Origin of the sequence: Mycolicibacterium gadium (assembly GCF_010728925.1) — a bacterium.
GTDB lineage: Bacteria > Actinomycetota > Actinomycetes > Mycobacteriales > Mycobacteriaceae > Mycobacterium > Mycobacterium gadium.
This window is the reverse complement of record NZ_AP022608.1, coordinates 3194269-3208607: the sequence shown is the minus strand read 5'-3', so window position 1 is coordinate 3208607 and position 14339 is coordinate 3194269. Positions and strand designations below refer to the sequence as shown.

At 61.9% G+C, this 14339-nt stretch carries 16 protein-coding genes and 1 pseudogene; 11 read left to right on the top strand and 6 right to left on the bottom strand.

Annotation, left to right across the window (positions count from 1 at the left end; all coding sequences use genetic code 11):
- The first annotated feature begins 46 nt into the window (after nt 1–46).
- The 5 genes from G6N36_RS15745 (at nt 47) to G6N36_RS15725 (ending at nt 2771) form a co-directional block, all read left to right on the top strand.
- Complete coding sequence (locus tag G6N36_RS15745) at nt 47–565, top strand: aromatic-ring-hydroxylating dioxygenase subunit beta (protein WP_114740559.1); 519 nt, start codon at nt 47–49, stop codon at nt 563–565.
- Between the two features lie 47 nt (nt 566–612).
- Complete coding sequence (locus tag G6N36_RS15740) at nt 613–831, top strand: hypothetical protein (RefSeq protein ID WP_014211497.1); 219 nt, start codon at nt 613–615, stop codon at nt 829–831.
- Nucleotides 832–978: 147 nt separating this feature from the next.
- Nucleotides 979–1188: a ferredoxin gene (locus G6N36_RS15735; protein WP_083129296.1), complete on the top strand. Its 210-nt coding sequence runs from the start codon at nt 979–981 to the stop codon at nt 1186–1188.
- A 74-nt stretch (nt 1189–1262) separates the two neighbouring features.
- Nucleotides 1263–1523, top strand: coding sequence for a hypothetical protein (locus tag G6N36_RS15730; protein ID WP_083129295.1), 261 nt, complete (start codon nt 1263–1265; stop codon nt 1521–1523).
- A 246-nt stretch (nt 1524–1769) separates the two neighbouring features.
- Complete coding sequence (locus G6N36_RS15725; protein ID WP_232076037.1) at nt 1770–2771, top strand: AraC family transcriptional regulator; 1002 nt, start codon at nt 1770–1772, stop codon at nt 2769–2771.
- Nucleotides 2772–2809: 38 nt separating this feature from the next.
- Here G6N36_RS15725 and G6N36_RS15720 read toward each other — a convergent pair whose 3' ends face one another.
- A complete protein-coding gene (locus G6N36_RS15720; RefSeq protein WP_163687360.1) occupies nt 2810–3814 on the bottom strand; it encodes a ketopantoate reductase family protein in 1005 nt (334 codons plus the stop codon).
- Nucleotides 3814–4791, bottom strand: coding sequence for a dihydrodipicolinate synthase family protein (locus G6N36_RS15715; protein ID WP_163687358.1), 978 nt, complete (start codon nt 4789–4791; stop codon nt 3814–3816). The genes G6N36_RS15720 and G6N36_RS15715 overlap by 1 nt, the downstream gene beginning before the upstream one ends.
- Before the next feature lie 343 nt (nt 4792–5134).
- Between G6N36_RS15715 and G6N36_RS29845 the strand changes: the two genes are divergently transcribed.
- The 5 genes from G6N36_RS29845 to G6N36_RS15690 all read left to right on the top strand — a co-directional run bounded on the left by G6N36_RS29845 (nt 5135) and on the right by G6N36_RS15690 (nt 8241).
- Nucleotides 5135–5446 (top strand): hypothetical protein, encoded by a 312-nt coding sequence (locus G6N36_RS29845; protein ID WP_235690075.1) that lies wholly within the window; start codon nt 5135–5137, stop codon nt 5444–5446.
- On the top strand, nt 5439–6023 hold the full coding sequence (locus G6N36_RS15705; protein ID WP_372512252.1) for a CAP domain-containing protein: 585 nt from the start codon (nt 5439–5441) through the stop codon (nt 6021–6023). Before G6N36_RS29845 ends, G6N36_RS15705 begins: the two co-directional genes overlap by 8 nt.
- 402 nt (nt 6024–6425) lie before the next feature.
- Nucleotides 6426–6908 (top strand): cupin domain-containing protein, encoded by a 483-nt coding sequence (locus G6N36_RS15700; RefSeq protein WP_163687355.1) that lies wholly within the window; start codon nt 6426–6428, stop codon nt 6906–6908.
- A 490-nt stretch (nt 6909–7398) separates the two neighbouring features.
- Nucleotides 7399–7815: a hypothetical protein gene (locus tag G6N36_RS15695; protein ID WP_163687352.1), complete on the top strand. Its 417-nt coding sequence runs from the start codon at nt 7399–7401 to the stop codon at nt 7813–7815.
- 3 nt (nt 7816–7818) lie between these two features.
- Nucleotides 7819–8241 carry a MarR family winged helix-turn-helix transcriptional regulator gene (locus G6N36_RS15690; protein WP_163687349.1) on the top strand — a complete coding sequence of 141 codons (423 nt, stop codon included), beginning with the start codon at nt 7819–7821 and terminating at the stop codon, nt 8239–8241.
- Between the two features lie 542 nt (nt 8242–8783).
- Here the strand turns inward: G6N36_RS15690 and G6N36_RS15685 are convergent.
- The 4 genes and pseudogenes from G6N36_RS15685 to G6N36_RS15670 all read right to left on the bottom strand — a co-directional run bounded on the left by G6N36_RS15685 (nt 8784) and on the right by G6N36_RS15670 (nt 13842).
- Entirely contained in the window at nt 8784–9596 is an 813-nt protein-coding gene (locus G6N36_RS15685; RefSeq protein WP_163685366.1) for an ATP-binding protein, read from the bottom strand.
- Nucleotides 9593–11145, bottom strand: a pseudogene (gene istA / locus G6N36_RS15680) (IS21 family transposase). The gene G6N36_RS15685 and the pseudogene istA overlap by 4 nt, the downstream one beginning before the upstream one ends.
- 1050 nt (nt 11146–12195) lie before the next feature.
- Nucleotides 12196–13407, bottom strand: a complete 1212-nt coding sequence (locus G6N36_RS15675; protein WP_163687346.1) for a thiolase family protein — start codon at nt 13405–13407, stop codon at nt 12196–12198.
- Nucleotides 13408–13443: 36 nt separating this feature from the next.
- Nucleotides 13444–13842, bottom strand: a complete 399-nt coding sequence (locus G6N36_RS15670) for a Zn-ribbon domain-containing OB-fold protein (protein WP_163687343.1) — start codon at nt 13840–13842, stop codon at nt 13444–13446.
- Nucleotides 13843–13937: 95 nt separating this feature from the next.
- Between G6N36_RS15670 and G6N36_RS15665 the strand changes: the two genes are divergently transcribed.
- Nucleotides 13938–14321 (top strand): hypothetical protein, encoded by a 384-nt coding sequence (locus G6N36_RS15665; RefSeq protein ID WP_163687340.1) that lies wholly within the window; start codon nt 13938–13940, stop codon nt 14319–14321.
- Nucleotides 14322–14339 lie beyond the last annotated feature (18 nt).

Sequence of the window (14339 nt, the reverse complement as noted above, 5' to 3'; positions counted from 1 at the left end):
CTGGTCGCGCAATCGGGTTCAAGCGAGTCATAAAGGATGGTGTTCCATGGTAGCGACGGTCGAACAACAGATTCTTCTCCGCAGTGAGATGGAAAACTTTCTGTTCCAAGAGGCGGAACTGTTAAACGACGGCCGGTTTCACGATTGGCTGGAATTGTGTGCCGAAGATATCCGGTACATCATCCCGGTGCGCATGAGCAGAGAACGCGCCAACGGCGACGGAAATTCGACGACAATGACCCACTGGGACGACGACTACGCAGGCTTGCAGCTACGGGTGCTACGTCTGGACACCGAATACGCATGGGCAGAAGATCCGCCCTCACGGATCCGACACCACGTGTCGAATGTGCGGGTACAGCCCGGGACAGGGACGGACGAATACGATGTCCGCTCCAATCTCCTCGTGTTCCGAAATAGGGGGGACAGCCCGCAGCACGACCTCATCTCTGCGGAGCGCCACGATGTCATCCGCCGCAGTGAGGTGGGCCTGCGGTTAGCGAGCCGACGGGTAGTGCTTGATCACGCCGTTGTCGGCACCCACAACCTGGCTAACTTCTTTTAACGGGTGACGTTGAGGTTGCATCACTTAATGCCTAGGAAGGTGCAGTCGTGACAGGCGATGCCAGCACGGAAACGACCATCGCGAACGAGTTCGCGTTCGTCACTGTGGACAAAATCTATACCCGCAACGGTGAGCGGTTGGAGATCGCCAGTCCCCGCCTTGGGTTCCGTATTCAGCTCGACCCACTGGAACTTGAGAGTCTGTCGTGGCAAACCAAGGAGAGCCTTTCTCGGTTTCTTCAGGACCCCTACGGTCCCCGCGATTGAGGTGGCGCGAGAACGCAGTAGCGGATCGTTTCTCATTCACCCATTCACAGATGGTCGGCAGGACGTCTGCAAGACAACTGCAGGCGCCTCGGCCTGGGACCGCTTGAGCCATGTCGGTGAGGGGCGCACTTAGTGAGGAGTGGACAAATGGTCCATGCGGACATCGATCCACGTCGGTGCTGCGGCTACCGTTTGTGCGTTGACGTCGCGCCAGACGTCTTCGCGATCAACGCCGCTGGGAAGGCGAAAACATTGGTGGGCGACATTCCGGTTGGTCTAGTAGTCGCGGCCCGTGCGGCATCGCACGAGTGCCCGTCGGCGGCGATCACCATACGCGATGCCGACCGCCAGCGATAGCGCCGCTAACGGCTCACATCAGAAGAAGGCCGATAGCTCCTCGACGACGTGATGGGATTGTTAGAGGTTGAGCTATGAGAACGGCTGTCGTCTATCGTCGGCTTGCAACAGCCGCGAAAGATGACTTCGCAAAGGACAACTACAACGCGCCTGATGAAGTGCAATTCGAGCTATGCGTTTTCTCTGATGGCCGTGTCGCGCAGCGCTGGATGGTGGGCGCTGGCTCTGGCGTTTGGTGGGATGACCTAGACCATCTGTATAAGGTGCACATCTACGCGCACCCTGATTACGGAACCAAGGTTGTCTGGTCCGACGGCGAGGTCGAGGAGCTATGAAAGCTGGTGCCATTACGACGCCTCACGTCCAACCTGGTGCCGGTCATGATCACCGCAGCCACACCGCCGGGTGTCCGCTCCAAACCTCTCTGCTTAACAGAGCCCTCTTCTACTAGAATGGTTGTGTGCATGCGGTGACGCACGACCCTGGGTCAGGGGGCCAGACCTTCGGCGTTGGTGTTCGGCGGAGCGACAGACTCTGTCGGCGAGCTGCGTTTTCCGCAGCGAGAAAGTGAGGTGTTGCCAATGGCGGCGACGGCGAAGATCGGGGAATCGTACTTCAGCCGACGGGAGACCGTATGCACTGAACAGTTGAGCGCGGCCGAGCACCTCGCTTCGGAAATTTTCACGCCGCACCGTCTCCGCTTCTCCGGGCGCGGCCAGCGGTTGAATGCCCGGCTCAGCGCCGCCCGCATCGGTGCTGTGACCATCGGTTATCTTCGGTACGGTGCAGATGTCGAACTCGTCAATTCGACTGCGCTCGATGATTACCACATCAACGTTCCCCTCACGAGCCACGCCGATTCGTGGTGCGGCTCAGCCACTGCTCAAGCGACGCCCACCCAGGCGGCGGTTTTCCTCCCAGGCCGTCCTGCTGGCATCAAGTGGGCCGCCGACTGTGGCCAGCTATGCGTGAAGTTCAGCCGCGCGGATCTGGAACTCGAACTCGAAGGCTTGCTTGGAAGACCTGCGATTAGACCGTTGAATATCACGCATAGCATGAACCTGACGGCGGACAGCAGCCGGGCCTGGCTTGCGCTGCTATCGATATTGTACCGAGAGGTCTCTCGCCCTGAGAGCATCGTGCAACATCCGATGACCGGGCGACATTTCGAACACTTGCTTATGCATGGGTTTCTACTCGCCCAACCCCATTACCAGGCCATGGCGCTCGCCGCCGCCGACCAACAAGCGGCGCCGCCGCCCAAAGTGCTGAGGACAGCACTCGATCTGATTGAGGAGCATCCCGAACGGAGTTGGACGACAACCGATCTTGCGCGCGAGGTTGGTATCGGTGTCCGCGCTCTTCAAGAGAGCTTCAGGCGGCACGTCGGGGTTCCCCCGCTCACGTATCTGCGCGAAGTCCGGCTAATCCGTGCGCACGCAGAACTGGCGGCGTCGTCCGAGGGTGCCGTCACTGTTGCTCGCGTAGCGATGAAGTGGGGCTTTGGTCATTTGGGTCGCTTCAGCGCGGACTATCGGCGCAAGTTCGGCGTCACTCCCCAACATACTTTGCGCGCGAGCTGAATTCGCCTTGGCGCAGCGCCATCGAACGGCGTCAGCGGCTAGGCCAGGAATCCGTCGACGGTCTTGATGATCTGGTAGGCGACTCGCAGCGTGGGCACATCCATGCCCAGTTCTTCAGCGGCGGCGACGTAAGGGCCCAGCATGAAGTCGACCTCTGTCTTACGTCGTCGCAGAACATCCTCGTACATCGAGGGGTGGCCCGTGCTTCCCTTCTCGCGCATTACTTTGCCCTGTCCGATGACAAACTTGATCGCCTCGTCCGTCGGAAGGGCGTCGAGTTCCTTGAGACGGGATAGAGGCGCAAAGAAGTTCATCGGCTCGTAACCCTTCGCGCGGTAGACCGCGAGAAGGTCCTTCGCCAGCGCGACGAAGTACATCGCTCCCTCAGGCACCTCCATGCCCTCGAAGACCGAGGCGCCAGGGATTGCGCCCAGCGCGGTGACCGACCACGCGGCCGCCAGCGCGATCTGAGCTAGCTTTTCCCACTCGACCTGCTCAATGTTGCCCACCGCCATTGCAGGAAGGCCGGCGTTGGTGAAGGCAGCCGTCAGATCGTCGACGCGCGCACTACATGATCCGTCAAGTTCGCCAAAGTAAGCAGTCACCTCAGCTGTTAGGTGATTGCGTACGAGGCCCGGTTCGAGCAAGGTGCCGCCCTCGATCGTGGAGGCTCCGATCACCCGGTCCGGCCCAAGCCACCCGGCGAGAGTCGCATCTTTCTCGACGGTGTTCTGCACCGACAACGCGCTGCCCACGACATCTCGCAGCCCGTCAGCCTCTGCCAGCGCTTGAGCCGTATCTTTGCCTTTCACCGCCAACAGTAGGTAATCGAAGTGTCCAGTGGCCTTGGCGGTCTGGTCGACCGCTGTCAAGTTGTCGGTGATCAGCAGGTCGCCCCGACGGCCCGTGATTCGGAGGCCGTCGCGGGTGATCGCCTCGGTGTGCGCCGGCCTACCGACCAGGGTGACATCCACGCCAGTGTTCGCCAAATAGCCGCCCAGGACCGAACCGAGCCCGCCCGCGCCGAGGATCAAGACGCGCATCAAATGGCCTCCGCGGCCGTCAGTTTCTCCTGCAGAACTTCCCGCTCCGGAGCAGATAGCCGGGCTTTGACGGGCGGCCGTACTGGGCCGGCACGAAGCCCCAACAGCTCGAACCACGCCTTCAGATAAGGCATCGCCGCGACGTAGGAACCCGTTGCCGCGATGCGGCCGATGAGCACCTCTTCGTACACCTGGCGGATTGCGTCCAGCTTCGCCGACACAGGCAGTGCCCCCGCCAGTTCACCAGCGAAGGCAAGGTCGGTGTAGTGGTGCAGTTCCTGCCGCCGTTTCCCGTACAGGATCAGGGAGAGCTCCCCATAAAGCACCCGACCCCCGAAGAGCGCAGCATCATGCGCCCAATAGCGCTCATTCGGCTCGCTGATGACAAGGCGGTCCCCGAAGCGGCGGCGTAATGCGATGCTGTCGGTCCAACTCAAAGTGCCATTCTTGATCCCGATGACGTTGGAGTGCTCGGCGATGCGAGCGACGGCGTCGTGGCTGTACACGAAACTGGATACCGGCGTCCGGTAGAGCACTAGCGCCAGCCCGGTGGCAGGCGCCACGAAGTTGAAGTAGTCTACGACGTCGTCGTCGGTCTTGAGCTGCACCGATGGGTTCATTATCTCGGCGCCGGTGAAGCCCAGAGACGCCACGAAGCGTAATCTTTCGACCGCCTGGTACGCCGACGAGTCCAGAATGATCGTAAACAAGGGAAGGCGGCCGGAAGTGGCGTCAGCGACTACCTCGTGGTAGCGCTGCCATTCGGCCAGTGTCATGTTCCATCCCTCAGCGAAAAAGCCGCCGACGACGAGGCCAGTGCAACCCATCTCCACAAACGCGTCGATGTTCTGCCGCAGACCGTCCTCGTCCAGCTCGAAATCGTCGGTGAGGGGCGTGACAGGACACATATAGAAGCCTCGAAGGTTCTCTGTGGCCCACGCCCTAGCATCGGATCCGAGCGGTGTCGTGATGGTCATCTTGTATGCGGTTCCTTCGGCAGTAGTTCGGCAGTTTGAGGGTTTGAGGCGGACCGAATCGCCTACTCCTCCGCTTAATGTTCGAAACTGACGGAGCGCGTTGGCTCTCTGCCGAACATTGCCGGGGAGAACCGTGGACGTCTATCCCGTAAGCGCTGCGGAGACTCCGATTCGCGCCCAACCTGTGGCACTTCGACCTTGTTGGAGATGCACCGATTCGTTGCAAATCAGCGAGTCGACAGTGGTTCTGCGCGTCGAAACATGCCTGCCAATTTCGGGCCCCCTTCCGCTGAGTGGAATTCTTCGGTTCGCCAGTCTCGAAGTCGTCGGTACCGTAGGCGCCGTGACAGCGTTGGTCGACAGCAATCCCGACGGCGCCTTGGCGAGTCAGCAGGCGATCAGCGCGGAGACCGCGATCGAGTCCGCTCGCCGGCGTGATTGGGCTCAGCACGTCACATCCATTTCAGTCTTGGTTCGTGTGACACCTAATTCTCAGTGGCAGGCCTTGCGCATCGATCGAAGAGCCGTGGTGAGCTTGATCCTCGCTGCGCCGTCGGCCGCTGTTGGTGGGATCCCGTCCATTTTCGATCAGGGGGACGAGGCTGCGGCCGGCCCGCCGACAGACTGCCGCATTCATGAAATTCCTCATGAGTAACTCGATGCACGAAAAGCGCTCCTGCCGTGACAAATTCGACGCCTTGGAACCCACTCCACGCAGGGTGAAGACGGTCAAAGAGGGATCGGCGTCCGGTCTCCTGCACCGTTTGACGCTAGGCATCGTTGCAGTACTTGGCGTGCAAGTACTACTGATACCGCCCGCCGCGCACGGCGACAACAAGCGACTCAATGACGGCGTGGTAGCCAATGTCTACACCATTCAACGCCAGGCGGGCTGCCCGAACGACATCATCATTAGTTCGACCCTCCAGCTCGCTGCCCAGTGGCACGCTCGCGATGCGCTGGCCAACCGCAAGGTCGACGGCGACATTGGATCGGATGGTTCCACGCCCCAGGTGCGGGCGGAAGCCGCGGGATTCAGCGGCGTGGTGTCTGAAACCGTTGCGATAAATCCGGCACTTGCGTTGAGCGGTATGGAGCTGATTAACCAGTGGTATTACGACCCGGTCGATTTTGCGGTCATATCTGACTGTGCAAACACCCGGATCGGGGTGTGGTCGGAGAATTCCGTCGACCGCACAGTTGTAGTTACGGTGTACGGCAAGCCCCAATGAGTCAAGAAGCAAGTCACCGCCCAGACTGTGCGTCCTGTTCAACACCTCCTGACAAGCCGCGCAAAGTGGTTCCTAGTGCATGAGGCCGCGAGGCCGCGAAGCGCACCTTCACTCCGATGGCGGCATCTATGTCTCTAACCAGCGTTATTTCATACGAGGCTCCGCCGTCGGCAATTGTGACGGCGATAACGCACTCAGCAGAACCAGAGCTGATCCAGCCAAACCTTAAGCCGCGCCGACGAATGCTGACGGGTGCATTCCCCTTCAAGGCCATTTACACGTTTCTGTGGTTATCGAACGACGAATCCCATTGGCGCCGCATTGTTCCACCGGGTGTCCATCTTTCCAGCAAGCCAACAAATTCTGTGGACTCAACGAAGGAATACACGAAGGAGCCGTTCAATGACGCTATCCCGTGACGAGATAGATGAATTCTCGAAGAGTATGGATCGAGCAGCAGGCCGCGACAGCCAGCACGTGGGGGAGGAGCACCTTGTCGTTAGCTCCGACGACGCGCACTGGATCCAGACTGGAAGCCCATCTCAGATTGGGCTGCTCCTACGAATACCTGCTCGCTCGGTAGAGTTTTTTCTGCAGAAAATTCCCGGGGGCGAGGGCAGTGACCTTCATCGACACGTACATGAGTCGGTTCACTTCGTGCGACATGGCTCGGGTTGGTCGGAGATTGGCGATCAACGCGTCCGGTGGAGCGCAGGCGACTTCGTGTATACGCCGCCGTGGATCTGGCATCGCCACTATGCCGATGAGGGGCGTGACGTGGAGATGATCGTCATCGAGAATTCCCGCCTACTGGCTGCGCTGGATGCCACCCAGAGGGAAAGCATGGGTAACAGTAGCTTCGCCGACGCCTTCGGCGAGAAGTAGCGATTGGCTGCTCAACGGATATTAGAGCTCCGCACATCCGCTCGCGCGCCGACCTCGCCGGGCGAAGGAACAAACCCCGAAAACCTCGGCTAGGGGCATCTTTTGACGGCTTCGCCAACCAAGGTGAAGGACGTTCTGGTGTTCATTTCGCATTTCCGGAGGCGGATTTCGAACAACCGGCAATGTGGCGGCAGACGGCAGCTTCGAGCATGGCGAGGTGACCCGCGATGCAATTTCGCGGTTCGCCGGCAACGGAACGGAGGGAGTGATTGGTTTCGTCCGGTGGAGTTCTCGTGGCAGCCAGTCAGTGTCAGTCATAAATAGGGCTGTTTGCCGCGACCGAATCCTGTTGTGCCGCATAAGTAAGGTCGGCCCGGGGACTTCTCCGTTGTCACGGATAGGAGGTTTGCCTAATATTACCCATAATTGAAATTCATGTGTCTGAACTATATGGCCTCCGTACGGTGGCGGGTTGGCCTAGCCTTTCACTATGCGCCAAATCGCAGATGCTGATGTCTTCTCGCCCTGGTCGACGCGCGAGACTGAGCTGCGTGAGGTCGCGTTGCAGCCGCAACAGATGGAATGTGGCGGGCTGACGGTCGACGCGGTTGCTGCCACCGGCGCTGCCAGCAAGGCCACTGTCTACCCGCCCTGGACCAGGACGGCATCGCTGGTGTTCGCAGCAATAACGGTAAGCGTCCGCCACGGCGCGGACCTGATCGACACCGGAACGCTGCGAGGTTATCGTCTCGCTGGGGCGCAAGGGAATGCGTGCACACCCCGTCGAAACTCGGCCACGGGAATCTGCACCGGTTATGTAGTCTTGCGCTCAATCGTCGTCGGCTGGCCAACCCACGACCGCACCGTTCAGATTCTCGACGACATAGTCGTTCCCACCCTGACCTGATCCATGGAGCGGGTTGAGACCCAGCCGCTGGGCTACCTTCTGCACCGCTTAGCTTCGGCGCTGCGTCGCGAGGTGACGGCGAGGGTGCTCGCGCCGTTGGGTTTGTCCTTCGCTCATTACCTATGCATGCGCTTGTTGTCCCAATCGCCCGGCATGTCCAATGCGCAATTGGGGCGCGCTATCAACGTTTCCCCACAGGCGATGAACAGGGTGGTGCAGAAACTGCAGAAGCGCAGCTTAGTGGTGCGGGCCACCGTGGTGCCGTCTGGGCGATCACTTCCAATGGAGTTATCGTTTGAGGGCGCCGAGTTCCTCAAGCGCACCAACTCTGGTGTGCGTGCGGCCGAACGCCGCGTTCTCGCCGAATTCGCCGAACAGGACCGGCGTGACTTGCTGAAGCTACTCGCTACGCTGGGACATGGGTGACGACCCTGAACTGTCTACCCACCTGCACGAGCTCTTTACCGTGGAGCGGTGCCGGGCCGACCTTCTCGCGCCAATGCACCGCCGGAGGATCCGCTCACCCCGGTAGGTTCCTTTGCCTCCCGCCGGCGCCAATTTTCTGCCGTATTCGGAATCGGAATGAGTGTGCTCACCGCACTGATGAAACCCACCGGGCGTACCGCCAAATCTCGGCCGCCGAGCGAGGGCCTTGGCGATGTGGACGGCCACCGTGCAACTCGAGACACCGTGGGTTACGCCGCCGACCGCGGGAGACTTGTCTGACAAGCTGTGTGAGTACCGTCGAAGAGGGTTCCACCAACTTTCAATGACATTGAAGGCATTCAGAACACGCCAGTGGAGGCCACCGCGATACTCGTGCGGTAATCCGTTCAACATCCTCCGCGTGGTGGGCACAACGGTGTCGCCTGCCAGGGTGATGGGACCTCTGGTTTGCCATGAGCATGGGACCGGGTTGTTCCGGTTGTAGGCCGTGTGTTGATAGTGGCCGAAGGTGTGGTTGCCGGTCAATCCGACGAAGTCGGAGGGGCCGGCTTTCGCGTCCCTGGTTTCTGGCGTTGCCGGTAGGACTCGCCTTCGACGACGAGTTCGTAGGCTGCTGATTGCAGTCGGTCCATCGCCGATTGGGCCAGCAGTGGGTCGGCCATCATGGTCAGGATCTCGGGTGGTTCGCGGTTGCTGGTGATGACGGTTGATGCGGCGCGGTGGCGTTCGACGATGATCTCGTAGAAGTCGGTGGTCTCGGTGGCCTCCAGGCGGTGCAGTGCGAGGTCGTCGATGATCAGTAGTTCGACGCGGTGCAGTTTGCGCATCTCGTCTTCGTAGCTGCCGTCCAGGCGTGCCCCGCGTAGGCGTTTGAACAGTTTGTCGGCGCGTTCGGTGTGCACGCTGTGGTGTTTGCGTACCGCGATGTGGCCTAAGGCGTTGGCCAGGAACGTCTTTCCGACTCCGACCGGTCCCATGACGAGGACGTTGTAGGCATCGGCGAGGAATCGCAGTGAGGTCAGCTCGGCCCACAACTGTTGATCGAACGCCACGGCAGCCGAGTCGTCCCAGGCGTGCAACTGCATCGCCGGGTCCAGGTGGGCGGCCTTGGCGCGACGCGCCGCGGATTCGCGGTCACGGCGGGTGACCTCATCGGCGAACAACAATTCCAGGAAGTCGTGGTGGGGCAGCCGGTTGGTGCGGGCCAGCGCCAACCGCTCGGGCAGCGTGTCGAGCAGCTGGCCGAGTTTGAGGCGGCGCATCAGGGCTTTGAGTTCGGCGGAGACTTCGATCGGTTTGACCGCCGGCGCGGCATCGGGACGTTGGGTGCTCATGAGGGCCTGCGCACCGCGAAATCCGAGCCGTCGCGGACGAACCGCGACGCCGCGCCGGGCGGTTTGGGTATCAGGGGTAGTTGTTCACCGCCGCCGCGGGTGCAGATCCGCTCGATGAGCCCGACGTCGATCACCTCGGCGTCCAGGGCGCGGCGGCACGCGTCGTCTACGTGCGCGGCGCCGTGGCGGCGCACCAGCCCCAGCAGCCGGTAGACCTGACGCATCTTGGTCCACGGCAGCGGATGCTCCAACACCGCGGCGGCGTAGACGCCGACATGGGTTCCGTGGGCGGCAGCTTTGCGCTGCAGGGCGTTTAGATCCCGCATGGCATAGACCGACACCTCGGCGGGAAGGTCGGCCGGATCAGTGTGTCGGCGGCCTGGGGCCACGGCCGGATGCACCTTGATCAGCTCACCACGCCAGTACAGCTTGACCGAGTGCGCATCGGCACGGGCGTCGATGCGCTTGCCGACCAGCTCCCCGGGCACGCTGTAGAGGGCCTTGGCGATCTGCACGTGGCGGTCGGGAGCCACCTTCGGATGCGTCCAGACCGGAACGTCGAACACCGTCTCAGGCACGGGCTTGAGCGCGGGCAACTCATCGGCGGAAAACACCTGCACCGGGCGCAGCCGGGTGGTGCCGTGAATACGCATCCCCGCGATGTCCGAACACCACAGCTGGGCGCGGTTGCGGCAATCATCGAGATCCCGGAAGTGCTCTCCGGCAAAGAAATTCGACCGCACATAGGACACCATGCGTTCCACCCGCGGCTTATCCTTCGGGCTGCGGACCCGCGCCGGATCGATCGCGAACCCACGCGACTGGGCGTACTCACGGAAGGAGTCGTTGAGCCGGGGCTCGGTCGCGTGCGCGGTGGTGACGATGGCTTTCATGTTGTCGGGGATCACCACGGCGAACACTCCGCCGAAGAACGCCCACGCCGCTTCGAACCCGGCGATCACATCAGCCAAATTCTGGCGGTAGGTGGGCCAGACGAACATGTGCCGCGAGTACACCGCGGTGAAGATCAACCCGTGCACCACCCGACGGCGGCCATCGCTGATGTCGGTGAGCATGCCGAGCCGCCCGAAGTCGACCTGCACCTCCGCGCCCGGTTCGCAGTCGGCCACCGGCACCGTGGCCTGGCGCCGACCGAAATCCAATTCCGTTGTGGCATAACGGTGCAACGTCCGATACGACACCACCACACCCCGGCGCCCCAACAAGGTGTGGATCTTGGTCAACGTGAGCCCGTCTTTGAGCCACGTCTTGATCTGGTCATGCTCGGCGGCGATGGTTTCCCATGCCAGACTCTTGCCGGCCGGCCGGTGCGGGCGCACCCGGCAATCACCGCCGCGATCAACTCATCAGTGAGCTGACCGTCTCCGCCGTCGCGGTCGAGCCCGCAGGCCCGTGCACGGTCGACGTACCTGCGAACGGTTTTGCGGTCAGTCCCCGAGAGCCGGGCCACCTCCCGCAACCCCAACCCCTGCAGCCACAGCCGCAGCATCTCCACAATCTCGATCACCGATACCTCCCGGTAGCTCATTGGGCCAATACAGCGGCCCAACAACCGGAAGAACCCACGCCACGCCGGGGTGGTCCCATAACTGGCAAACCAGCCAGCCAGGTGGTCCCATCAATGACAAACAGGTGGTCCCATGCTCATGGCAAAACCAGCCCTAAAGTGGTCCCATTCACCTGGCAGCTGACACAACGGTGGCGAAAGCCACCATGCGGGCCGGTGGAGACGCATGGCCGAAGAGCTATGCCAGTTCGCATCGAGCAGGTCAGGGCGACCTTAAATGGGCTGCGCTCGTGTTGATGCCATCAACACCTGGCCCGTTTTTCCAGGTCATCTCGCGCGCTTTCATGTCGTCTCGCGTACCTGATTCGGCATTCTTGCAGTTCAACAGGATTTTTGGAGCGGGTTCGATTCCCGGCAGCTCCTCCGGTTAGAGATGCGTGTCAGCCGCTCATTTGGCACCCTCGGCCGAGCGCTGCATCAACTTCCCATCAACCATTCGCGTATGGGTCAGGGATCGCTATGCCCTACTCGCCGACGTGAGGTCGGCGTCAAACCGGAAGGAAACTCGGCTCGCTCCGCCGGTTGATCGTCGCTAGGTGAAGGACTGTTGCGATAGCGCTCAATCAGGTCTTCGACATCTCCATGCGTCATCCGCCAGGACCGGCCGACACGATATCCCGGCAGCTCGCTGCGGTTCAGGCGCTGCGAACGCCAACGCACACCCCTCGTCATGTCCGGAAGAACCATGTCTGCGACCTCGGCGAGCCAGTATGTCTTGATCGCCGAACCCTTATTGTCCACGGTCTCCACTCTGGCTGGGCCGTCGCCCAGGTGGCCGGAAGCCCGCATTCTCGAGCGTGGTCGATATGGAACTACTTCGCCAGTCCGCACTCAGTCCGCAACAGATCTAGTCGGAACTTTTTCCAACCAACGGAGCCAACGGCCGTTAGCTGCGGTTTCATCCTTAGCCAACACAGTTTCGCGCGACAAACGCCCAGTTCGTCTCGTTCGCATCGAGAAGGTCAGGGGTTCGAATCCCCTTAGCTCCACCACGATTGATCAGCAGCTGGCTTACGCAGCCGATTTCTCCAGAATGTGGACGCCGCAGGCCGAACCCAGTCCGATCACGTGGGCCAGGCCCACTTTTGCGTTCTCGATCTGCCGGTCGCCGGCCTCGCCGCGCAGATGATGGCAGATCTCCCAGACGTTGGCGATGCCGGTCGCGGCAATGGGGTGGCCCTTCGATTCCAGCCCACCGGACACGTTCACCGGGGTCGAGCCGTCGCGCCATGTTGCGCCGGAATTGAAGAAGTCAGCGGCCCCGCCCTCTTCACAGAGCATCAGGTTGTCGTAGTGCACCAGTTCCGCAGTGGCGAAGCAGTCGTGTAGCTCGACCAGATCGAGATCGTTCGGTCCGACGCCGGCCTGCTCGTAGGCGATGGCGGCGGCCTTGCGCGTCAACGTGTTCACGTTGGGCAGCACCTGGCACCCCTCTTCATAGGGGTCGGTGGTCAGCACCGAGGATGCCACCTTCACCGCTCGGCGCCGCTGTTCGAGCGACAGCGAAGCCAGCGTCTCGCCGTTGCACACGACCGCGGCGGCCGCGCCGTCACAGTTGGCCGAGCACATCGGACGGGTGTTGGGGTACGCGATCATGACGTCGTTCATGATCTGTTCCAGCGTGAACCTCTTCTGGTAGGACGCAAGCGGATTCAGTGTCGAGTGCGCGTGATTCTTCTCGCTGATCTTGGCGAACAACTCGAAGCTGGTGCCGCCGTACTTGTGGCCGTACTCCATGCCGATCTGCGCGAAAACGCCGGGCATGGTCTCGGTGCCGATCCGGCCGTCAATCGGCGCGACCGCGCCGTACCGGCCGGCAGGCGTCCAGGTGTCGGCGTCCTTCTTCTTCGAACCGCCCCCGCCGAGCAGACCTGCGCCGGAAAGCTTTTCGACGCCGACTGCTAGACCGTAGTCGACTTCGCCTGCCTTCACCGCCATGATGGCGGTCCGCAGCGCCGTCGCGCCGGTCGCGCACGCGTTGGCGACGTTGTAGACGGGGATGCCGGTCTGACCGATCTGCTTCTGAAGTTGTTGTCCGATACCGGCACTCGCATTCATCAGGTTGCCCGCGGCTATCACGCCGATGTCAGCCATCGTGACCCCTGCGTCGGCGAGTGCTCCCGTCGCCGCCTCGGCCGCCAGGTCGACGGTGTCCAGGTCGGGGTGCTTGCCGAACTTGGTCATCTGAATGCCGACGATCCACACCTCGTCGCTTGCGCTCATCGTTGAAACTCCTTCGCCAGATGGATGGGGGTCGGGTCAGTCGACGGGCTCGAAGCCGAAGCCGATGGCCTCGGTGCCCTCGGAATCGGTGCCGATCGAATGGGTGGCGAGTCGCACCTTCATGCCGTCGCGGACGTGTTGGGCGTCGGGCTCGACGTTGATGAGGTTGGCGCGCACCTGCGTCCCCCCGCAATCGACGACCGCGGCGACGAACGGAACGGGGATACCCGGTGCGGCGAAGGCGACGATCGTGAATGCCCGCACCACGCCCTCGGTCGGGATCGGCACCGTTGTGAAGTCGGTGCCGAAACAGCCGGCGCACGCGTTGCGCCGGTCGAAGAACCGGGCGCCGCAGTTCGCGCATTGCTGCGCGACCAGATGCGGCTCGTCGCCGTCCAGCACCAGGTAGTCGACCAAGGGAATCCGTCCGGCCACGCGCACCTCCATCGTCGGTGGCATCGACGTTAGTACTCATGCGCCGGATGCCGATATTGGGATCGGTAGGCAACTCGGCGCGGTTCACTGGCCATATGCACAAAGCCCTCATCGCAGTGTGTGCGACGGCCACGTTTGCCTCCGTCGGTATGAACGTCGCAGCCGTGCTCGCGCCTGCGGCCAACGCAGTACCGTTCTGTTCACCGTCGAACGCGAACACTCCGCCGTGTGCGCCGCCCGAGGGGCCGCCGGGCACCTGCGACGCGAACGGCGTCTGTGGTCAGCTGTGGTGTCCAGGCTCGGGCATGGACCCAATACCGAACTGGGATATGAACGTCTGCCACACCTTCTACTTCGACCCCGCGGCGCCGCTGACCGAACCGGTGATCATCCAGGGGCAACCGCCCGGCCCGCCGGCGCCACCGCCTCCACCGGGCATACCGTTCATCAATTGCTTGCCAGGCCTGACACATCCATAGCGGCTCACCGGATTGAAC